The organism is Mesorhizobium sp. ES1-6 (assembly GCF_020164775.1).
Classification (GTDB): domain Bacteria; phylum Pseudomonadota; class Alphaproteobacteria; order Rhizobiales; family Rhizobiaceae; genus Mesorhizobium.
On record NZ_JAIUGU010000008.1, the window covers coordinates 135944 to 157298 of the forward strand.

Annotated in this window: 21 protein-coding genes, 1 tRNA gene and 1 pseudogene; 14 read left to right on the plus strand and 9 right to left on the minus strand. The window is 63.5% G+C overall.

From position 1 onward, the window contains the following. Positions 1–229: 229 nt before the first annotated feature. The 3 genes from LB564_RS20275 to LB564_RS20285 are packed head-to-tail and all read left to right on the plus strand — an operon-like array spanning position 230 to position 2054. Positions 230–841 (plus strand): hypothetical protein, encoded by a 612-nt coding sequence (locus LB564_RS20275; protein WP_224540394.1) that lies wholly within the window; start codon positions 230–232, stop codon positions 839–841. Continuing rightward, complete coding sequence (locus LB564_RS20280) at positions 838–1230, plus strand: phage holin family protein (RefSeq protein ID WP_224540396.1); 393 nt, start codon at positions 838–840, stop codon at positions 1228–1230. The genes LB564_RS20275 and LB564_RS20280 overlap by 4 nt, the downstream gene beginning before the upstream one ends. Next, complete coding sequence (locus tag LB564_RS20285) at positions 1227–2054, plus strand: hypothetical protein (protein ID WP_224540398.1); 828 nt, start codon at positions 1227–1229, stop codon at positions 2052–2054. The genes LB564_RS20280 and LB564_RS20285 overlap by 4 nt, the downstream gene beginning before the upstream one ends. Before the next feature lie 224 nt (positions 2055–2278). Here the strand turns inward: LB564_RS20285 and LB564_RS31755 are convergent. The 3 genes and pseudogenes from LB564_RS31755 to LB564_RS20295 form a co-directional block, all read right to left on the minus strand. Further along, positions 2279–2541: pseudogene (locus LB564_RS31755) on the minus strand (transposase); the annotation flags it as partial. A gap of 452 nt (positions 2542–2993) precedes the next feature. Then, positions 2994–3070, minus strand: a tRNA-Arg gene (locus tag LB564_RS20290). A gap of 85 nt (positions 3071–3155) precedes the next feature. After that, positions 3156–4319, minus strand: coding sequence for a M20 aminoacylase family protein (locus tag LB564_RS20295; RefSeq protein WP_140708348.1), 1164 nt, complete (start codon positions 4317–4319; stop codon positions 3156–3158). A 215-nt stretch (positions 4320–4534) separates the two neighbouring features. Here LB564_RS20295 and LB564_RS20300 point away from each other — a divergent pair, with 215 nt between their 5' ends. Then, positions 4535–5698, plus strand: a complete 1164-nt coding sequence (locus LB564_RS20300; RefSeq protein ID WP_224540401.1) for a D-alanyl-D-alanine carboxypeptidase family protein — start codon at positions 4535–4537, stop codon at positions 5696–5698. A 3-nt stretch (positions 5699–5701) separates the two neighbouring features. Beyond that, positions 5702–6826 carry a CobW family GTP-binding protein gene (locus LB564_RS20305; protein ID WP_224540403.1) on the plus strand — a complete coding sequence of 375 codons (1125 nt, stop codon included), beginning with the start codon at positions 5702–5704 and terminating at the stop codon, positions 6824–6826. Positions 6827–6835: 9 nt separating this feature from the next. Here the strand turns inward: LB564_RS20305 and LB564_RS20310 are convergent, their stop codons facing one another. From LB564_RS20310 to LB564_RS20330, 5 genes are all read right to left on the minus strand, one after another. Further along, positions 6836–7069, minus strand: coding sequence for a sulfurtransferase TusA family protein (locus tag LB564_RS20310; protein WP_181173778.1), 234 nt, complete (start codon positions 7067–7069; stop codon positions 6836–6838). A gap of 5 nt (positions 7070–7074) precedes the next feature. After that, positions 7075–8403, minus strand: a complete 1329-nt coding sequence (locus LB564_RS20315; RefSeq protein ID WP_224540405.1) for a murein L,D-transpeptidase family protein — start codon at positions 8401–8403, stop codon at positions 7075–7077. A 235-nt stretch (positions 8404–8638) separates the two neighbouring features. Beyond that, positions 8639–9589 carry an acetyl-CoA carboxylase carboxyltransferase subunit alpha gene (locus LB564_RS20320; RefSeq protein WP_224540408.1) on the minus strand — a complete coding sequence of 317 codons (951 nt, stop codon included), beginning with the start codon at positions 9587–9589 and terminating at the stop codon, positions 8639–8641. A gap of 98 nt (positions 9590–9687) precedes the next feature. Further along, complete coding sequence (locus LB564_RS20325) at positions 9688–10605, minus strand: site-specific tyrosine recombinase XerD (RefSeq protein WP_140708360.1); 918 nt, start codon at positions 10603–10605, stop codon at positions 9688–9690. Positions 10606–10649: 44 nt separating this feature from the next. Further along, on the minus strand, positions 10650–10802 hold the full coding sequence (locus LB564_RS20330) for a histidine kinase (RefSeq protein ID WP_140708362.1): 153 nt from the start codon (positions 10800–10802) through the stop codon (positions 10650–10652). 210 nt (positions 10803–11012) lie between these two features. Between LB564_RS20330 and LB564_RS20335 the strand changes: the two genes are divergently transcribed. From LB564_RS20335 to LB564_RS20355, 5 genes are all read left to right on the plus strand, one after another. After that, the gene (locus LB564_RS20335) at positions 11013–11624 is read left to right on the plus strand and encodes a shikimate kinase (protein ID WP_224540410.1); all 612 of its coding nucleotides are present in this window, start codon (positions 11013–11015) and stop codon (positions 11622–11624) included. After that, positions 11621–12757 carry a 3-dehydroquinate synthase gene (gene aroB / locus LB564_RS20340; protein WP_224540411.1) on the plus strand — a complete coding sequence of 379 codons (1137 nt, stop codon included), beginning with the start codon at positions 11621–11623 and terminating at the stop codon, positions 12755–12757. The genes LB564_RS20335 and aroB overlap by 4 nt, the downstream gene beginning before the upstream one ends. A gap of 1 nt (position 12758) precedes the next feature. Then, a complete protein-coding gene (locus LB564_RS20345; protein ID WP_140708368.1) occupies positions 12759–13649 on the plus strand; it encodes an HlyC/CorC family transporter in 891 nt (296 codons plus the stop codon). Positions 13650–13709: 60 nt separating this feature from the next. Then, complete coding sequence (locus LB564_RS20350; protein ID WP_224559447.1) at positions 13710–14513, plus strand: alpha/beta hydrolase; 804 nt, start codon at positions 13710–13712, stop codon at positions 14511–14513. Between the two features lie 112 nt (positions 14514–14625). Beyond that, the gene (locus LB564_RS20355) at positions 14626–16179 is read left to right on the plus strand and encodes an acetolactate synthase large subunit (RefSeq protein WP_224540415.1); all 1554 of its coding nucleotides are present in this window, start codon (positions 14626–14628) and stop codon (positions 16177–16179) included. A 7-nt stretch (positions 16180–16186) separates the two neighbouring features. On the opposite strand, the gene LB564_RS20360 is transcribed toward LB564_RS20355, so the two are convergent. Then, complete coding sequence (locus LB564_RS20360; protein WP_224540417.1) at positions 16187–16489, minus strand: BolA family protein; 303 nt, start codon at positions 16487–16489, stop codon at positions 16187–16189. A gap of 181 nt (positions 16490–16670) precedes the next feature. Here LB564_RS20360 and LB564_RS20365 point away from each other — a divergent pair, with 181 nt between their 5' ends. From LB564_RS20365 to LB564_RS20380, 4 genes are all read left to right on the plus strand, one after another. Beyond that, positions 16671–17300, plus strand: coding sequence for a J domain-containing protein (locus tag LB564_RS20365; protein WP_140708374.1), 630 nt, complete (start codon positions 16671–16673; stop codon positions 17298–17300). 123 nt (positions 17301–17423) lie between these two features. Next, the gene (cobS, locus tag LB564_RS20370; protein WP_140708376.1) at positions 17424–18410 is read left to right on the plus strand and encodes a cobaltochelatase subunit CobS; all 987 of its coding nucleotides are present in this window, start codon (positions 17424–17426) and stop codon (positions 18408–18410) included. Between the two features lie 11 nt (positions 18411–18421). After that, positions 18422–20320 carry a cobaltochelatase subunit CobT gene (gene cobT / locus LB564_RS20375; RefSeq protein WP_224540419.1) on the plus strand — a complete coding sequence of 633 codons (1899 nt, stop codon included), beginning with the start codon at positions 18422–18424 and terminating at the stop codon, positions 20318–20320. Further along, positions 20317–21336, plus strand: a complete 1020-nt coding sequence (locus LB564_RS20380; RefSeq protein ID WP_224540421.1) for an esterase-like activity of phytase family protein — start codon at positions 20317–20319, stop codon at positions 21334–21336. The genes cobT and LB564_RS20380 overlap by 4 nt, the downstream gene beginning before the upstream one ends. Positions 21337–21355: the final 19 nt, after the last annotated feature.

Consider the following 21355-nt stretch of genomic DNA (forward strand, 5'->3'; position numbering starts at 1 on the left):
CCTTTCGGGCCGAAGCAGTTCATCTCGATGACGGACTGGCGGCGCTCCGGACCAATCTTCCTGCATTGTTCCTGGATCGCAAAAAGCTCTGCGTCGACGGAACATCGCAGGGTCCATGAAGTTGGGCTGCCAAGGAGGAACGTGCCCATGAACAGTGTCATCTATCTCATCGGCCTCGTCGTTGTCGTGCTCGCGGTCCTCTCCTTCCTCGGTTTTCACTAGGTGACCCATGCAAAGCAATGACGGCCAGGGCCGTAAACCCACCGATTTCGACAGGGATACAAGTGATGTTTCCGATCGGCTTAGCCAGGAAAAAGAGCGCGCGAGCGAGTTGCTTCACGATGCTCGCGACGAACTGACCCGCAAGGCCGGCGAGTATGCTGCAGAAGCCACGCAGGTCGTCTCCGACAAGGCGGAGGAAACGCAGCGCGACATCGGATCGAGCTTGGCGGCGTTGGGCGGCGCCCTACGTGCGGCCAGCGATCACCTAGCCAACAACGATGAAAGGACCGCATCGAAATTCGCCTTGGATGCCGCCGGCGGCCTGGAGCGGCTTTCTTCCTCGTTGAAACAAAAGCCGTTCGGCCAAGTGCTTGAGGATGTGCAGTCCTTCGGCCGGCAAAACCCAGGTGTCCTGCTTGCCGGGTCCGTATTGGCCGGATTGGCGCTGGGTCGGTTCATCAAAGCTTCCCCGCCGGGTAGCCCCAAAGCATCTCGAAGTGCCTCAGGTGGTGCCGACTCCCAGACCGGCGAAACTGCTGGCTGGTCGCCCGACGGGGTCCAAGGGCTCGGCGGCGGCGTTGACGATCTGGACACGCGGTATGGGGAGCAAGACAGATGAACCCTCAAGACAATCCCAGCCTCGCCACCCTGGTGACCGATCTGGCGCAAAACGTCACCACGCTGGTACAAACCGAAGCCAGGCTTCTGCGGGCGGAGCTCTCTGAAAAGCTTACCAAGACGGGAACTGGCGCCGCCGAGGTGCTTGGAGGGGCCATCTGCCTGCTCGCGGCTCTGATCGTGCTGCTCCAGGCACTGGTCATCGCATTGACGCGGGCAGGGCTGGGCGCGGGGTGGTCCTCCCTGTTGGTCGGCGTGGTGGTGGCAATTCTTGGCGTCATTCTGTTGCGTACCGGCATGGCAAGCATGGCGCCTTCCGAACTTACTCCCGACCGGACCCAGGAACAGCTCAGGCGCGACGCGACTGTGATCAAGGAACAAGTGAGATGACCGAGAAATCCGCAGCCGAACTCGAACGCGAGGCTGAGGCCGCGCGCGCCAGGGTGGTGGAAACCGCCGAATCCATTCGAGGCAAAATGACACCGGGACAATTGCTTGACGAATTCGCCGGCATCTTCTCCGGAGGAGAGAGTTCGGCCATGCTCAACAACCTGAGAACACAGGTCAGGGACAATCCGTTGCCGGTAACCATGGTGGGCGCGGGTCTGGCTTGGCTGATGCTGGGCAGCGGCGCGTCGAACGGCAGCCGTGGCCGGACTGGCTATACGGCGCCAACCCCGTCCAGCGGGCGTGACGAGGCCGAGGGCGGCGGCTTGGGCAGCACGCTCTCCGGAACCGCTGAATCGCTCTCGTCGGCCGCAAGCAGCGTTGGCGCAGCCATTTCAGGCGCAGCAAGCGGCGCCGCCGAAGGACTGACGAGCAATGCTGCCAGTGCAGGATCGACCGCTGGCGACATGGCTGCGAAAGCCAGCCGCTCGGCACAAGACCTGTTGAACGATCAGCCCTTGGCCGTTGCGGCGGTCGGCCTTGCCATCGGCGCGGCGATAGGTGCCATGTTGCCTCATACCGCTATGGAGGATGAGCAACTGGGTGGCTATCGCGACAAGCTCCGCGACACCTCGAAGGCGATGCTCGACCAAGGTCTCGACCAGGCCAGGCAGGTTGCCGCAGACGCTTTTGACACGGTCAAGCAGGAAGCTGGCGGTGCAGGCACGGTGGCCGACCAGATCGGTGACATCGTCAAGTCCGCGGTCGGCAAGACAGAGCAGTCCATACGTGAACGGGTCTCTCTTCCTTCAGAGGAAAAATCATAGCCGATATTGGGGCTGACGTCGGGACCGCCGATTCTTCGCTTCTTCACCGAGGCGACACTAGCGGCGCAGGCGTATCGGATTGGGCTGGGCGGCGCGCCAGCGCAAAGTCGCTATCGTTTTCGTTCCATATTCACGCGCGGTCGGCGCGCTTGAGGTACCCGCCGGTTGCCGCACACGCCTCTTGCGCAAGGAGATTTATACATATTGGAAGCCCGTCCCATTTGGGATCTTCGGTCCGTTCGCCGGATTGAACTGACCAGTGGCGGCTTGGTGATGGCCTGGATCGTCCGGCGCTCGAACAGACAATGGGACCAAGTTAGGGAGCGCAGGATATTCATGCGATGCAGCATGCACTGGCTGCGACGCGTAGCAGCGCATAGGCGATCATCGCTGCGAAGAGCCGCAGGGTAGATGGCATTGTCGTTGTTGCAGAGGAATTTCCGATATTCAGGTGCTGCTTGATCCAGCGGAACGACAGTTCGATCCGCTGGCATGCACATTGCTATCGACAGTCGCCCGCCACACCCGGCCGCACGCAGCCGGGGTCGGCAGGCGGTTATTGTCGCCGTTGTTCTGCTGAATGACCACGGGGCGGTTGTGGTGGTAACGATGGACGAAACTTGTCACGATGACGGTGTCCCGGCGATGGTGGCTGTGGCGCCAAACACGATCGCCGTTGTCGTAGAACGCTACCTGGCTGTGAAGTGGCCAGTCTCCCCCGAGAGGAACGCCTGCCGCTCGGAGCGGGCAATAGGTCACAGACGTGTCTTGGTGTCGGCCCTCCGCTGTTCGTGAAGGGCCGCCGGCTAAAGCGGTGCGAGCACACGAATTATCGAGGAGGCCCGCCCAAGCCACAAGAGCCTGCGGAATTCGCCGTACTAATTATTCCCCAACCAGCCTGAAAAAGTACGGGATTTTCCAGTAAGTCCTCGAAAGCATTGGTGATCCCGACAGGAATCGAACCTGTGACCTACAGATTAGGAATCTGCCGCTCTATCCTACTGAGCTACGGGACCACGCGGCCCGACACATAGCCGCTTCGGATCGTTTCGCCAAGAGGCCGGCCGAAGGCAATTCGGCCGGCTGTCCTGATCAGAGGCGTCAGGCGGCCAGCGCCGTCTCCGCCAGTTTCACCCAATAGCTCATGCCGTGCGGGATGGCTTCGTCGTTGAAGTCATAGGCCGGGTTGTGGAGCCCGGCGGTCTCGCCATTGCCGATGAAGATGAAGGCTCCGGGCCGGGCTTCCAGCATGTAGGAGAAATCCTCGCCGCCCATTACCGGCTGGATCTCGCGATGCACCTGGGCGTCGCCCGCCACGTCGGCGGCCACATCGCTGGCGAAGATCGTTTCATTTGCGTGGTTGAAGGTCACCGGATAGTTCGCGTCATAGTCGACTTCGATCGTCGCGCCATAGGCGGTGGCCAGCCCCGCGCAGATCGCGCGGATCCGTTCTTCCGACTTCTTGGCCACTTCCTTCTTCAGCGTGCGCACGGTGCCGGCGATCTCGGCCGATTCCGGGATGATGTTGTAGGCGTCGCCGGCGTGGAACTTGGTCACCGACACCACCACGGCCTCGACCGGATCGGTGCTGCGCGAGGCGATCGTCTGCAGGGCGCCGACGAGCTGGCTGGTGATGACGATCGGGTCGATCGTGCCGTGCGGCATCGCCGCATGGCCGCCCTTGCCTTTCACGGTAATGGTGAATTCGGCCGTCGCCGCCATGATCGGGCCCGGGCGGATGGCGAACTGGCCGACCGGCAGGCCCGGCATGTTGTGCATACCGAACACTTTCGCGATGTCGAAGCGCTCCATCATGCCGTCCTTGACCATCTCGTTGCCGCCGCCGCCGCCTTCTTCCGCCGGCTGGAAGATCACCGCCACGGAGCCGGCGAAATTGCGCGTCTCGGCGAGATATTTCGCCGCCCCGAGGAGCATCGCGGTGTGGCCGTCATGACCGCAGGCATGCATCTTGCCTGGAATGGTCGACGCGTAGGGCTTGCCGGTGATCTCCTTGAGCGGCAATGCGTCCATGTCGGCGCGCAGCCCGATCGTGGGACCTTCGCCCTGACGGCCGCGGATGATGCCGACGACGCCTGTCTTGCCGAGGCCCGTCACCACATCGTCGCAGCCGAACTCTTTCAGCTTTTCGGTGACGAAGGCCGCCGTCTTGAAGACATCGAAGTTCAGTTCTGGCGTCTGATGCAGATGCCGTCGCCAGCCGGCGACTTCGTCCTGCATTTCGGCGGCGCGGTTCAGGATTGGCATGATGGTTCCATTTCGTTGTTGGTGCAGCCGGCTTCAGCCCGATGTTTTGGAATTGTGATTGTCGAGCGCTTTGCCATGTTGGCGTCACATAGGGTAAATAGCACCGCAATAATGCGGTCCGGTTTTTGAGGGTCGGATCCTTATGCTGGCGGTCACGTAACGAAATCTTACGGAGCCAGGGGCAATCACGGCAAGAGGCGATTTCGGATTCGACCATGCGGCACAGGCATTTCCTCAAATTATTCTCGGCTGGCGCAATCATGCTGTCGGTCCTGGCGGGGCCGGGGCTGGCCAATCCGGTGGTGGTCTTCGACCTCAAGAGCGGCCAGATCCTGCAGCATCAGGATGCGTTCAAGCGCTGGTACCCGGCCTCGCTCAGCAAGCTGATGACCGCCTATGTGACCTTCCGGGCGATCGCGGCCGGGGAAGTCCAGCTCGATTCGCCGATCAAGGTGACAAAACACTCGGCCGGCGAACCGCCGAGCAAAATGGGTTTCAAGCCCGGCTCCGTGATGCGGCTCGACAATGCGCTGAAGATGATGTTGGTCAAATCGGCCAATGACATAGCCATGGCGGTCGGCGAGAATGTCGGCGGCTCGCAGGCAGCCTTTGCCGAAAGGATGAACGCCGAGGCGGCCCGGCTCGGCATGAACGGCACCCATTTCGTCAACCCGAACGGCCTTTACTCGCCCGACCAGTACACGACGGCGCGCGACCTTTCGATACTGGTGATGGCGATCCGCCGCGAGTTTCCGCAATATGCGCCATGGTTCTCGATCGAGGGGCTTGCTGTCGGCAAGAAAGCCATTCCGAACTACAATCTCCTGATCGGCCGCTATCCCGGCGCCGACGGCATGAAGACCGGCTTCGTCTGCCCGTCCGGCTTCAACATGATCGGTTCGGCGACACGCAACGGGCGCACGCTGGTGGCGGTCGTGCTCGGCGAGAAGTCGGCGGTCAGCCGTGCCGAAACCGCGGCCAAATTGCTCGATCAGGGCTTTGACGCGCCTGCCGCCGGGTCCACCACTGTCACTACGCTTGCTCCTTACGGTGACCTGATCTCGCCCAACGACATGCATGACGAGGTTTGCAAGAAGAAGACGAAGGCGGAGCAGTCCGAGGCGCCGCCCGCCGCCGCCAAGAACGAGCCTAAATCGCCCTATCGGGAGAAGCTCGATCACGTGCCGACACTGGTTGCCGTCGGCCTTGGCGGCGCCACCGGTCCGGCGCCGAAAGCGATCCTCGACGAGGGCACGCAGGAATATGCCGACGTGCCGATCCCGACCTGGCGGCCCGACAAGCCGGTACCCGCCGGCACGGGTCCGAAAGTCGTGGGTGCCGCCGCGCAAGGCGACCAGCCGGTCAAGGTCGCGAATTAACCAATGAGCGGTTTTCCGATTCCTGTCTCGGTGCTGACCGGCTTCCTCGGCGCCGGCAAAACGACATTGCTCAACCGGCTGCTCAAGGATCCGGCGCTGGCCGATACCGCGGTCATCATCAACGAGTATGGCGAGGTGGCGATCGACCATCTGCTGGTCGAGCAGGCCTCGGACGGCATCATCCAGCTTTCCGATGGCTGCCTGTGCTGCACGGTGCGTGGCGAGCTGGTCGACACGCTGGCCGACCTGGTCGACCGGCTGCAGACCGGCCGTATCGCCCGGCTTGCCCGCGTCATCGTCGAGACGACGGGGCTGGCCGACCCGGCGCCGGTGTTGCAGTCCATCATGGCGCATCCGGCGCTGGTCCAGGCTTTTCGGCTCGACGGCGTCATCACCCTGGTCGATTCGGTCAACGGCAATGCCACGCTCGATGCCCATGTCGAGGCCGTCAAGCAGGTGGCTGTCGCCGACCGCATCGTTCTCTCCAAGGCCGATCTGGTCGATGATCCCCGCGATCTCGAAACGCTGCGGACGCGCCTGCGGCAGATCAATCCCTCGGCTCAACTGCTCGATGTCGGGGAGACGAGAACCGGGGTAGCGGCGCTGTTCGATTGCGGGCTCTACAATCCGGCGACCAAATCAGCCGACGTGCGGCGCTGGCTCGGCGAGGAAGCCGCGCATGATCATGACCATCACCATCGCGATCATGACCATGCAGACCATGATCATGGGCACAGCCACGATCATGGTCATAGGCATGACCAACGCGTACGCTCCTATTCGCTGGTCCATGAAGGACCGGTGCCGTTTTCGGCCATAGAGACGTTCCTTGATTTGCTGCGCTCGACGCATGGCGAGCACCTGCTGCGCATGAAGGGCGTCATCGAACTCAAGGAGGATCCGTCGCGGCCGCTGGTCGTGCATGGCGTGCAGAAGATCCTGCATCCGCCTGCGCGGCTGCCGTCCTGGCCGGACAGCCAGCGCGGCACGCGGCTGGTGCTGATCACGCTCGACATGCCGGAAGACTATGTGCGCCGGCTGTTCGCCGCCTTCACCAACCGGCCGTCGGTCGACACGCCCGACCGCGCGGCGCTGGAAAACAACCCGCTGGCGATCGCCGGGCTGTAATTTTTTCGATTATTGCCCGCCGCGCTCGACCAGAAAGCGATGGCCACCGGAAATCGCCGCCGTTTCAATCAGCTGGTGGCCGGCGTCCGAGCAGAAGGCGGGGATGTCGATGACGGCCAGCGGGTCGGTGGTTTCCAGCCAGAGCCGGCTGCCCGGCCGCATGCCTGCCAGCCGCTTCTTCGCCTTCAGCACGGGCAGAGGGCAGTTCAGCCCCTTCAGATCATAGACGGTGTCGCTGGCCACGGCGATCAGCCGCCGAACATGCCGAGCAGCTTGTTCTTCAGCTTCGTCACCCGGCTCTCATCGGCGCTGGCGGCCTGCGTTTCGGCCGGCTGGGCTTCCGTCGGAGCAGCGATGGTCGCGGTGGCGACGGGAGCTTCCTTGGCGGCCTTGGCGGCTTCCTTTGCAGCCACCGCTTGCGCCTTGGCTGCTTCCTTTTCTGCTATCGCCTGCGCCTTGGCTGCTTCCTTCGCCGCCTTTGCCGCTTCTATCGCCGCCAGCCGTTCTCGCTCAGCTTTCTCCTTGGCGGCCTTTTCGGCGTCGAGTGCCGCCATCTTGCGTCCGGCGGGCGAATCGATGCGGCCCATGCGCGCCGTCTCGGTCACCGAACCGTCGGTGTTGAGCGACGGCGGATCGATCGGCACGCGCTCGCCACGGGCCCGGCGCTTGGACCAGTCGGAGACGATGCTGGCTTCCTTGATGCCGGCAATCGTCGGCTTGGGGGGCGGCACGCTGGCCTTGAGCGCGCTGTTGAAGGCCGCGTCATAGGTGCTCTGATAGGCGTTGTAGGCGCTCTTCAGCGAATCCGGTTGCGTGGTCGCCGGGCAGGGGCCGGTCGGATCGAAGGTCTGCCCATCGGCGGCGACCTGGTTGAAGACATAGCGCTTTTCGCAGACGTCGACCTTCGGCGGCACCTTGGTGACCTCGAAATTGTCGTAACCGACCTTGAGCATCTTCCAGAATTCGTAATTCGGGTCGTTGCGGTAGCGCGCCATGTTGGCCGCGGTCATGCGGAACGGAAAAGCCTGGATCTGGAACTCGGTCTGCCCGCCCTGGAAGGCGTCGCGGCCGAAGGCATAGATCTGCTCGATCTGCGCATCGGTCATCGAATAGCAGCCCGACGACGAGCAGGCGCCATGGACCATCAGGTTCTGGCCGGTACGGCCATTGGCGCGGTCATAGGCGTTGGGAAAGCCGATGTTGAAGGACAAATGGTAGTTCGAGCGCGGGTTCATCTGCGATGGCCGCACCGTGTAAAAACCTTCCGGCGCCTGGCGGTCGCCCTCCGTGTATTTCGGCCCGAGCTTACCCGACCATTTGCAGATATCGTAGCTCGCCACCATGTCGTAGCGGCCGTTGGTCTTGGCCTTCCAGATTTCGAGCTTGCCTTCTTCCTTGAAGATGCGCGCCATCACCGAGGAGGTGCGGACCATGCCCTTGGCTCTCATGTCGACAAGGATCTTGTCGGGCAGCGGCTTGTTGGCCTCAGGGGCGAAATCCTTCATCGACGAATCATTGCAGCCGGCAACGACTATCGAGGCAATGAGGACTCCGGTGCGGGCGAGCTTGGCAAACATGGATACGGCTATGTCTTTCCTTCGAGCCCATGGCTTGAAAACAGCCGGACCCGCATGCTGAACACCCACGGACCGTACGCCCGTTAACCTTGAAAATTCCTTACCGCAAGCCTCGGACAACCCCTCGCGGCACTTTCATTGACCCGAATGGGGCGGCATTTTTGTGGCGAAATTGCTTATTGCCGCCACATTAACGCGGGCAGACGGGTTCCGAAGCTTCGCCGCCGTCATGAATTCAGAGGCTACGGCCCATCGCCAGGTATTTCTCGCGCCGCTGTTCGCGGAAATCGGTGTTGGCGCCGGCGAATTCCTTCATCGTCTTGGCGATGAGGTCGCCGGTCGCGGCGATCACCGTTTCGGGCGCGCGCTGGGCGCCGCCCATCGGCTCGGGGATGATGGCGTCGATGATCTTCAGCTCAAGCAGGTCCTGGGCGGTGATCTTCATATTGGTCGCCGCATCCTTGGAGCGGGTCGTGTCGCGCCACAGGATCGAGGCGGCACCCTCGGGCGAAATCACCGAATAGATCGCATGTTCGAGCATATAGACGCGGTTGGCGGTGGCGATCGCGATGGCGCCGCCCGAGCCGCCTTCGCCGATGACCACCGAGATCGACGGCACTTTGAGCGCCAGGCAGGCGGAGGTCGAGCGGGCAATGGCTTCGGCCTGGCCGCGCTCCTCGGCGCCGACGCCGGGATAGGCGCCCGCCGTGTCGACCAGGGTCAGAAGCGGGATCTTGAAACGGTCGGCAAGCTCCATCAGCCGCACCGCCTTGCGGTAACCTTCGGGCCGCACAGAGCCGAAATTGTGCTTCAGCCGGCTTGTCGTGTCGGAACCCTTTTCCTGGCCGAGGATCGCCACCGGTTCGCCGCGGAAACGGGCGAAGCCGCCGACGATCGCCTGGTCCTCGCCGAAATTGCGGTCGCCGGCGAGTGGCGTGAAATCGCTGAACAGGCCCTTGATGTAGTCGACGCAATGCGGCCGGTCGGAGTGGCGCGCCACCTGCACCTTCTGCCACGGCGTCAGCGCCTTGTAGAGTTCGCGCAGCGCGTCGCGCGAGCGCTTCTCGAGCCTGGTGATCTCATCGGCGACATCGACCGCCTCGCCGTTCTCGGCAAGCTTCTTGAGCTCGAGGATCTTGAGCTCGAGATCCTGCACCGGCTTTTCGAAATCGAGGTAATTGTACATGCTTGAGCGGACCGATACGTCGGAAGGCAAGGACCGCGGAACCGTTGAAACCAAGGCTCCGGGCGGTGAAATGTCGTCCTCACATAGCGATATGAGGCCTAATCGGCAAGCGGATGATGATCGTTGACCAGCCGCACCAGCCGCTCTTCCAGCACATGGGTGTAAATCTGTGTCGTCGATATGTCGGCATGGCCAAGCAGTTGCTGCACGGCCCTGAGATCGGCGCCGTTCTGCAGGAGGTGACTGGCGAAAGCGTGGCGCAGCACGTGGGGCGAGATCTTGGCCGAGGCAATGCCGGCGCGCGCCGCCAGCCCTTTCAGGTCACGGGCAAAGACCTGGCGCGAAAGATAGCCGCTGTCGGATGCCGCCGGAAACAGGAACGGGCTGTCGGCGAAGGCAGGCAGCTTGGCGCGAGCGTCAAGCCAGCTCCGCATAGCCGCCCGCGCCTTGGCCGATAGCGGCACCATGCGTTCCTTGTCGCCCTTGCCGCGCACCATGAAGAAACGGTCGTCGCGCTGGGCCACGGTCACCGGCAGGCCGACCAGCTCGGAAACGCGCAGGCCTGTCGCGTAGAGCACCTCGACCAGCGCGTGCAGGCGCAAGGCCGCCAGCCTGTCGGCATAACCGAGCCCGGCATCGCCGGCCTCGTGCGCGGCGCGGTCGATCAGCCGGCCGGTTTCGGCCTCGCTCATCGTCTTGGGCAGCGGGCGGCCCTTTTTGGGACTGTCCAGCGTGCCGGTCGGATCGTCGCCGCGCAGGCCCTCTGCATAGAGGAACTTGAAAAACTGGCGGATCGCCGACAGTTTGCGCGCCTGCGAGGTCGGCGCGAAGCCGCGCGCTGCGATGTCGTCGAGATAGGCGCGGATATCGGCGGCAGCCGCACCGGCGAGCCCGCCACCGATTTCTTGCGAAGCATCCTCCAGGTCGCGGCGATACGACGACAGCGTGTTCTCAGCCGCGCCCCGCTCGGCGCTCATCATTTCCAGGAAGGCCTCGATGCGGGCGGCGCTGTTCATTGCCTTCAAGGATCAGGTTCCGAGGTCAGTTTTTGGTTTCGAGATCAGTTTTTCTTGGGGTTCAGCTTTTCCTGGGGGATGCGCACGCTCATCTCGGCTTTTTTCGGCTCCACGAACATCACCAGGGCGAACATCGTACCATAGGCAATGCCGGCCAGAATCGCTGCTATCACGACAAAGCGAAACAGTGTCGGCATCAATTCTCGCCCGTCTTCTTATTCTGCGTTTCCAAACCCTGTGCCCTTATGGGACGCCAATCCGGCCAATTCAAGGAAGAAGCGGACCGCTGTTAGCAACTTCTGATGCAAGCGTCGCTCTGTCCATATCAGCCCAAGGCACTCTGCAAGCTTGACGCAAACCGGCTTTTCATGTCGATACGCCGGCAAAGAGGGCCCAAGAAACAGCTGATGAACGCTCTACAGGCAAATCCTCCAGGCGAGACCCAGGCCGCGCTGCTTGGCCGGCTGGGCGGCCGGTCCATTGTCTTCGTCGGCCTGATGGGCGCCGGCAAGACGGCGATCGGCCGCAAGGTGGCGACCATGCTTTCGCTGCCCTTCATCGACAGCGACCAGGAGATCGAGAGCGTGTCGCGGATGACCGTCCCCGAACTATTCGAGCGCTATGGCGAGACCGAGTTCAGGGCCCTGGAACAGCGCGTCATCCTGCGCGTGCTTGAAAACGGGCCGCAGGTGCTGTCGACCGGCGGCGGCGCCTTCATGAACGCGCAGACGCGCGAAGCCGTTGCCGCCCATGGCGTCTCGGTCTGGCTGAAAGCGGAACTCGACCTTCTGATGGACCGCGTTTCGAAGAAGCAGAACAGGCCGCTGCTCAAAAGCGCCGATCCCCGTGCCGTTCTGGAGCGGCTGATGAGCGAACGTTATCCGGTCTATGCGACCGCTGACGTCACCGTGCCGACCCGTGACGACCGCAAGGAGATCATCGCGGCCGAAGTGGTGTCAGCGCTGTGCCGGCATTTCGGCATTGACGAGATTGCGGCGGCAGGCGAGGTCGAATCGTGAGCGCTGAACAACCCGTCATCGTCGAGGTCGGGCTGGGCGACCGGGCCTACGACATATTGATCGGCTCGGGCCTGTTGTCGGGCGCCGGCGCCGAGATTTCACGACGGCTGCCCGGCACGCGCGCCGCCGTCGTCACCGACGAGAATGTCGCCGCCGCGCATCTCGATACGCTGAAGGCAGGGCTCGAGAAGGGTGGTATCCAGCCCACCGTCATCACCATGCCGCCCGGCGAGAAGACCAAGAGCTTTGCCCATCTCGAAGAGGTCGTCGATGGCGTTCTGGCAGCCAGGCTGGAGCGCGGCGACGTCGTCATCGCGCTTGGCGGCGGCGTCATCGGCGATCTCACAGGTTTTGCCGCCGGCATCGTGCGGCGCGGCATGAATTTCGTGCAGGTTCCGACCTCGCTGCTGGCGCAGGTCGATTCCTCGGTTGGCGGCAAGACCGGCATCAACAGCCCGCGCGGCAAGAACCTTGTCGGCGTCTTCCTGCAGCCCAGGCTGGTGCTGGCCGACACCGAAGTGCTCAACACGCTGCCGATTCGCGAATTCCGCGCCGGCTATGCCGAGCTTGCCAAATACGGGCTGATCGACCGGCCGGAATTCTTCGCCTGGCTGGAAGCGAACTGGGAAAAGGTGTTCGCCGGCGGACCGGAAAGGGCGCAGGCCATTGCCGAGGCCTGCCGCGCCAAGGCCGATGTCGTTGCCCGCGACGAGTTCGAGACCGGTGACCGCGCCTTGCTCAATCTTGGCCACACATTCGGCCACGCGCTCGAAGCCGCCACGCAGTATGACGGAACCCGTCTCGTCCACGGCGAGGGGGTCGCCATCGGCATGGCGCTGGCGCACCGGTTCTCGTCACGGCTCAACCTAGCCAGCCCCGACGACGCGGCCCGCGTCGAGGCGCATTTGCGTGCCGTCGGGCTGCCATGGCGGATGGCCGACATTCCGGGCGATTTGCCCGACGCGGAGGCGCTGCTCGCCTTCATCACCCAGGACAAGAAGGTGTCGCGCGGGGCGCTGACCTTCATCCTGACGCGCGGCATTGGCCAGGCCTTCATCGCCAAGGACGTGCCGGCCTCGGAAGTGCTGTCGTTCCTCAGGGAAAACCATCCAGCCAACGGGAAAGCCGGCTGAGATGGACACCGGCTGGGTCGTCGTCGCCGTTCTTGCCATACTCGTCGTGCTGGTCGTTGCCGTGCGCACCCGCCTCCTCGCCATGTTCGGCTATGAACTGTCGCGCATCGAACCGCAGCGCTCCAGCCAGGACGAATTGCGTGGCGCGGTCGACGATTTCCGCCGCGACGGCCTGGTGGTGCGCGAGGACCGCGCCCGCATCGGCGGCCTGTTCGACCTCGAAGAGCTCGAAGTTTCCGACGTCATGGTCCACCGCACCAATATGCGCTCGGTCAATGCCGACAATGCGCCGGAAGCGGTGGTGCGCGAGATCCTGCAGAGCCCGCACACCCGCATGCCCTTATGGAAGGGTTCGCTCGACAACATTGTCGGCGTATTGCACGCCAAGGACCTGCTGCGCGCGCTGAACGAAGTCGGCAACGATTTTTCGCAAATCGACGTGATGAAGATCGCGTCAAAACCCTGGTTCGTGCCCGACACCACCACCTTGCAGGAACAGCTCAACGCCTTCCTGCGCCGCAAGGCGCATTTTGCCATCGTCGTCGACGAATATGGTGAGGTCGAGGGGCTGGTGACGCTGGAGGACATTATCGAGGAGATCGTCGGCGAAATCGCCGACGAGCACGATGTCGACATTCAGGGCGTCAAGCAGGAGGCCGACGGCTCCGTCGTCGTCGACGGCACGGTGCCGATCCGCGATCTCAACCGGGCGCTCGACTGGAACCTGCCCGACGAGGAGGCGACCACGATCGCCGGCCTCGTCATCCACGAAGCCCAATCGATCCCCGAGGAGAAGCAGGCTTTTACGTTCCATGGCAAGCGCTTCGTCGTCATGAAACGCGACAAGAACCGGATTGCCAGGGTCAGGATCCGGCCGGCCGGCGGCGGTTAAAGCGGTCACCTTCCCGATCCTTCACGGGAACTCTCGTCCGCCGGAATGCATTCTTCGCCAATGACGATCGATCGGCGAACTTTGCTCCTGGCTTCGATGGCCGCTCTGTTGCCTGCCGGCACGGCGGAGGCGCGGGATAAGCCATCCCCCGAAACTCTCGACTATGGTCCCGCCAAGCTCGACATCTACGCGCCCGATGGCACGAGAAACCTGCCTGTCGTCTTTTTCGTCCATGGCGGCGCCTGGGAGTTCGGCAAACGCAGCCAGGTGGGCGCCAAGCCGGCCTTCCTGCTCGCCAACGGCTTCTGCTTCGTCTCCATCGACTACCGCATGCTGCCGCAGGCCGATGTCGCCACACAGGCCGGCGACGTCGAGAAGGCTTATGCCTATGTCAGGGCCAACATCGCCCAACATGGCGGCGACCCCAACCGCATCGTCGGCATGGGCCATTCGGCCGGCTGCCATTTGATTGCCCTGACCGGCATGCGCGGCGGATTGCCGGGCGTCGCCGGCCTGCTCCTCGACGATACCCGGGCCTATGATCTCGCCGCGCTCGCCAGGAATGGCGGCATGGTGCGGGCCTATGCGCGGGTCTTTTCCGATCCTTCGGAATGGGCGGCGCTGTCGCCGGCGACCCATGTGGACGACCGCAAGCATCCGCCGACCTTCATCGCCTATTCGCGCGCCGACGGTCGCGGCGAGCAGTCCACGGCCTTTGCCGAGCGCCTGCGAGCCACAGGCACCGAGGTGACGCTGTTCGACGGCAGCGCCTATACGCATATGTCGATCAACCGCGATTTCGGCAGGGATGGCGATGCGCTGACCACCGCGGCGCTGGCGTTCCTGAAATCGACGGTCGGCTGACCGGCTTACGCTCGCCCATTCTGTAACTGGATCATGCCAAAAGCGGTTGCGGGATATTGTCGTGTGGACATCCGTGGGTGCAATTGCTCTTCGTGAGTGGGAGACAAATTGCATGAACGGTGCCGATGTCCTGTGCGACGTGCTGCTGGCCAACGATGTGACGGTCTGCTTCGCCAATCCCGGCACGTCCGAAATGCATTTCGTCGCCGCGCTCGACCGCAAGCCTGAGATGCGATGCGTGCTCGGCCTGTTCGAGGGCGTGGTGACGGGTGCGGCCGACGGCTATGCGCGCATGACAGACCGTCCCGCCGCTACGTTGCTGCATACCGGGCCGGGCCTCGCCAATGGGCTCGCCAACATGCACAATGCAAGGCGCGCCAGGAGCCCGATGATCAACATCGTCGGGGACCATGCCTCCTATCATTTGCCGCTCGACGCGCCGCTGACCAGCGATATTGAAGGCTTGGCGACGCCGATGTCGAGCTTCGTGCGCAGGATCGAAGGCCCGGCCGACGTGCGGCCGGCCACCGAGGCAGCCTTTCGCGCCTCGCTGACGCCGCCCGGCGTCACCACGCTGATCCTGCCGGCGGACGCGGCCTGGGGTGATGCCAGCCCAGCCTCGCCCGGCAAGGTCGTCCTTTCACCGGCACCCGCCATCGACTTGGATGCCGTGCGCGCGGTGGCCGCCGCGATCCGCTCCACGCCTGGCCGCGTCGGCATGATCGTTCGCGGGCGGGCGGCACGGGCCGATGCGCTCGAGATCGCCGGCCAGATTTCGACGGCCTGCGATGTCAGGCTGTTCAGCGAGGTCCTGATCGCGCGGATGCAGCGCGGGCGAGGGCATGTCGCGCCGACGCGCATTCCCTATCCGGTCGACGCGGCGACGGCAGTGCTTAGGGATATCGATGTTCTGGTGCTGGTCGGCGGCAAGGAGCCGGTCGCCTTCTTCGCCTATCCGGGAAAGCCGGGACGGCTTGTCCGTGACGACTGCCAGGTGCTGACGCTTGCCGCCCATGGCCAGGACCTGCATGCGGCGCTGGACGCGCTTCGCGGTGAACTTGGCGTCAAACCGTCGCAACCGACGGTGGCTGCCAGCGCCTTTCCCGACGAGACAACGCCGAACGGCCGGCTGACGGAAGACGCCATCGCACTGTCGGTCGCGAGAAGGCTGCCGGCCGACGCGATCGTCTGCGACGAGGCCGTCACTTCGGCGCGACGCTTCTTCGCACTGTCGGCCTTTGCCGCGCCGCACGATTACATGATGGGCACGGGTGGATCGATCGGCGGCGGCATTCCGCTGGCGACGGGTGCGGCAATCGCCTGTCCCGGCCGCAAGGTGGTCAATCTCGAGGCCGACGGCAGCGGCATGTATACGGTGCAGGGCTTGTGGACGCAGGCGCGGGAAAATCTCGACGTGGTGACGATCGTCTTTTCCAACCGCACCTACGCGATCCTGCATGGCGAGATGCGTAATGTCGGTGTGAACGCGATCGGCGAGAATGCGAGGCGCATGCTCGACCTCGACAATCCGGCACTCGACTGGGTTTCGCTGGCCAAGGGAATGGGCGTGGAAGCCGCCCGCGCCGACACTTGCGAGCGGTTTGACGCCCTTGTTGAAAGCGCTCTGTCGCGGCCGGGCCCGTTCCTGATCGAAGCGGTGATCTGACCGGTTCTTACCAGCGCGTCTGTTCGCCCGGCGCCGCCGGCTCGATCGCCAGCGCATGCACGCCGGCCTTCAACTCCTCGGCAAGCAGTTCGTTGACGGCGCGATGACGGTCGATGCGGCTCATGCCGGCGAAATTCGGCGACACGATGCAGACGCGAAAATGCGTCTCGCCGGTGCCGTCATAGCTGCCGTGATGGTCCGAACCATGATGGTGATGGCCGGCGTGGAGATGACTTTCGTTGATGATGACCAGCCGCTGCGGCGCAAACGCCTTGTTCAACTTGTCTTCCATGGTCGCCTGTATGGACATCGCCGTCTCCCTTCACCACATATGGCGGGCGCGCCAGCGTGAAAACCGGAAATCGGTTTCACCAGGGGACGCCGCCGCGCAACAAAATCCGCCAGTCGCCCGCTTTATGCCGCGATTCAGCGGTTAGGGCGATGATCGCGAAAATGTCAATTCTTGTTTCGCATCTGCGAACGCCCCATAAATGGGTGAGATGAAGCCGTATCCCAAATATTTCGAGAAGATTCGCATCCGCCCGAAGAAGGATGTGGAGGTGGAGGCGCACGCGCCGATCTGCCAGTGGGATGGCTGCAAGGAGGCTGGCACCCATCGCGCGCCGGTCGGGCGCATGAAGGAGGGCGAGTATTTCCGCTTCTGCTTCGACCATGTGCGCGAGTACAACAAGGGCTTCAACTACTTCTCCGGCGTGCCGGACACCGAGGTCGCGCGCTTCCAGAAGGAAGCCATGACCGGCCACCGGCCGACCTGGAAGATGGGCGTCAACGGCGCCTCGACACGTTCCTCGCCCGATATGGCGCAGATGCGCTCCGGCCGCGCCGGCTATTACAACCGCATGCGCGACCCGTTCGACCTGTTCAAGGGGCCGAAGGATCCGCGCGAGGCGCGCGAGCGCAAGGCCAAGCCGCTTGAGGCCAAGGCGCTGGAAACGCTTGGCCTTGATACAAAGGCGACTGGCAAGGATATCAAGGCGCGCTATAAGGAACTGGTGAAACGTCACCATCCGGATGCGAATGGCGGCGACAGAGGTTCGGAAGACCGGTTCCGCGATGTGCTTCAGGCCTATCGCGTGCTCAAACAGGCAGGCCTGTGCTGAGCGACCCTACGGTTTGTGTCGTTTTCCAACTTTCATAAGGTTGGAAAAGGCTTTAAGACCGCCCCCGAACAAAATGGGTTGCCGGCGAAACGCGACGTTTCGCCCGTGGAGACGTTGAGAGATATGAACAAGGTCGATCGCGACATCGCCAACCTGCCCGACACGACGGTGTCGGTGAAGGAGAAATTCGGTTTCGAGTCCAAGATGGTGGTGCCGGCCTATTCGGTGACATCGGAGCATGTGCCCGACATCGATCCCGACTATCTGTTCGACAAGGCGACGACCCTGGCGATCCTCGCCGGCTTCGCCTACAACCGCCGCGTCATGGTGTCGGGCTATCACGGCACCGGCAAGTCGACCCATATCGAACAGGTCGCCGCCCGCCTCAACTGGCCCTGCGTGCGCGTCAACCTCGACAGCCATGTCAGCCGCATCGACCTCGTCGGCAAGGACGCGATCGTGGTCAAGGACGGCTTGCAGATCACCGAATTCCGCGACGGCATCCTGCCCTGGGCATATCAGCACAATGTCGCGCTGTGCTTCGATGAGTATGACGCCGGCCGTCCGGACGTGATGTTCGTCATCCAGCGCGTGCTGGAATCGTCTGGCCGCCTGACGCTGCTCGACCAGAGCCGGGTCATTCGCCCGCATCCGGCGTTCCGCCTGTTCTCGACCGCCAACACGGTCGGGCTGGGCGACACGACCGGCCTCTATCACGGTACCCAGCAGATCAACCAGGCGCAGATGGACCGCTGGTCGATCGTCACCACGCTGAACTATCTGCCGCACGACAATGAAGTGAACATCGTGCTGGCCAAGGCCAAGCACTATCGCGACGCCAAGGGCAAGGACATCGTCAACAAGATGGTGCGTGTCGCCGACATGACGCGCTCGGCCTTCATCAATGGCGATCTGTCGACAGTGATGAGCCCGCGTACCGTCATCACCTGGGCCGAAAATGCCGAGATCTTCGGTGATGTCGGCATGGCGTTCCGGCTGACCTTCCTCAACAAGTGCGACGAACTGGAGCGTTCGGTGGTTGCCGAGTTCTACCAGCGCGCCTTCGGCCAGGATCTGCCGGAGAGTGCTGCCAATGTGGTGCTGGGCTAAGCAGAGCCTCGATGGCGGGTCCGGGCGACAACACGCGCAACAAGTCGAAGACGGGGTCTGAAGCCGACAGCTTCAAGCGTGCCGTCACCGTCTGCATGCGCGCCATTGCCGGCGACAAGGAAATGGAAGTCGGCTTCGCCAAGGACAGGCCGGCGCTGGCCGGCAGCCGCGCGCGGCTACCAGAACTGCCCAAGAAGGCATCGAAAACCGACATCGCCATTACCCGCGGGCTCGGCGATTCCATGGCGCTGAAGCGCGCCTGCCACGACGTGCGCATCCACAGCAAGCTGGCGCCCGAAGGCAAGGCTGCCCGCGCCATCTACGATGCGGTCGAACAGGCCCGCGTCGAGGCGATCGGCAGCCGCGCCATGCAGGGCGTCGCCGACAATATCGGCTCGATGCTGGAGGACAAATACGCCAAGGCCAATCTCGTCGACGTCAAGGACAAGGCCGACGCGCCCATCGAGGAAGCGCTGGCGCTGATGGTGCGCGAAAAGCTGACCGGCCGGCCGGTGCCGAAGAGCGGCGAGCGTCTGGTCGAACTCTGGCGGCCCTGGGTCGAGGAGAAGGCCAAGGCCGACCTCGACGGCCTGTCGGAAAAGCTCGAGGACCAGCAGGCCTTCGCCCGCGTCGTGCGCGAGATGCTCGCCTCCATGGAGATGGCCGAGGAACTCGGCGACGACCAGGAGACCGAAGACTCCGAGGACAATGACGACAACCAGCCGCAAGGCGAGGAACAGAGCGAGGAGGGCGGCGAAGACGATTCCGGCTCCGAGCAGTCGCAGTCCGAGGATGCGGAAGCGTCAGCCGACGACGAGCAATCGGCGGAGACGGAAGCCTCCGACGCCACCGCCGACGATCTGTCCGATGACGACGATGCCGATGCCGAGACGCCGGGCGAGGCGCGCCGTAACGACAATCCCTTCACCAATCTGCCGAAGGAAATCGACTACAAGGTCTACACCACGGCTTTCGATGAGACGGTGGGCGCCGAGGAACTCTGCGAAGAGGAAGAACTCGACCGGCTGCGCGCCTTCCTCGACAAGCAACTCGCCAATCTGTCGGGCGTCGTCGGTCGGCTGGCCAACCGGCTGCAGCGCCGCCTGATGGCGCAGCAGAACCGGTCTTGGGATTTCGATCTGGAAGAGGGTTATCTCGACCCGGCGCGGCTGGTGCGCGTGGTCATCGATCCGATGCAGCCGCTGTCGTTCAAGCAGGAACGCGATACCAAATTCCGCGACACGGTGGTGACGCTGGTGCTCGACAATTCCGGCTCGATGCGCGGCCGGCCGATCACGGTCGCCGCCACCTGCGCCGACATTCTGGCGCGCACGCTGGAACGCTGCGGCGTCTCGGTCGAGATCCTCGGCTTCACCACGCGGGCGTGGAAGGGCGGGCAGGCGCGGGAGAAGTGGTTGAAGGACGGCAAGCCGCCGAATCCCGGCCGGCTCAACGACCTGCGCCACATCATCTACAAGTCCGCAGACCATCCATGGCGGCGTGCCCGGCGCAATCTCGGCCTGATGATGCGCGAAGGCCTGCTCAAGGAAAACATCGACGGCGAGGCGCTCTTGTGGGCGCACAACCGGCTGATCGCCCGGCCCGAGCAGCGCAAGATCCTGATGATGATCTCGGACGGCGCGCCGGTCGACGATTCCACGCTGTCGGTCAATCCGGGCAATTATCTCGAACGCCATCTGCGCGCCGTCATCGAACTGATCGAGACGCGTTCGCCGGTCGAGCTGCTGGCCATTGGCATCGGCCATGACGTCACGCGCTACTACCGGCGCGCCGTGACCATCGTCGATGCCGAGGAACTGGCCGGCGCGATGACCGAGCAGCTGGCTTCGCTGTTTGCCGAGGAAAGCGCGAAGGATACCCGGCGCGGCGGCATGCGGCGCGCCGGATGATCTTTTCGGGCGGCGGGTTTCGGCGGACGCTTTTCGCCGCCATCGCCCTGCTCGCCGGCATGGCTTCCGCGCCAGCCGGCTCGGCTCCTGTTGAACCTGTCGCAGTTTCGGCCCGCCCGATCACCGAATTCCATATCGGCCATGCCGACAAGCGGTTTGGCCCACTCGAATTCGTCGGCGGGCTGGAAATGACCTCGCCATCGCGTGATTTCGGGGCGCTGTCGGCCTTCCGGTTTCTGAAAGCCGGCAGCGAATTCATCGGTGTGGCCGACACCGGTTACTGGTTCTTCGGCACGGTGGCGCGCAACGCCGACAGGCGGCCCGTCGGCATCCAGAATTTCCGCATGCAGCAGATGGTCGACCAGAGCGTCCAGCCCATCGACGAAAAATGGGAAGTCGACGCCGAGGGCCTCGCGGTCAAGGACGGCATCGCCACCGTGGGTTTCGAGCGCAACCACCGCGTCTCCCAGTTCAGGATCGATCCTCAGGATATGAAGGCGCCGTTCCGGCAGCTGGATTTCCTGGTGCCGGCACGGGAGCTGCGGCAGAATCGCGGCTTCGAGACCGTCACCCATGCCAATGCCAACGGCCAGCATCAGGGCGGCTTGGTCGTGGTCTCGGAAAAGAGCCTCGACAAATCAGGCAACATCTACGCCGCCATCATCGGTGGCCCGCGCAAGGGCGTCTTCACCGTCAAGCGCAACGACGATTTCGACATCACCGACGGCGCCTTCCTGCCGGATGGCGACCTTTTGCTGCTGGAGCGCAGTTTCACCATGGCGGGCGGGCTCAAGATGCGGCTGCGGCGCATTTATGGGGAGAGCGTCGAGAAGGGCGCCGTCGCCGACGGGCCGGTGCTGCTGCAAGCCGACATGGGCTACCAGATCGACAATATGGAAGGGCTCGACGTCTGGACCCGCGATGACGGCGCGCTGATGGTGTCGCTGGTCTCCGACGACAACCACTCGATCCTGCAGCGCAATCTCTACCTGGAATTTATCCTGCACCAGGATTGAGTGGCAATCGCAACCCAAC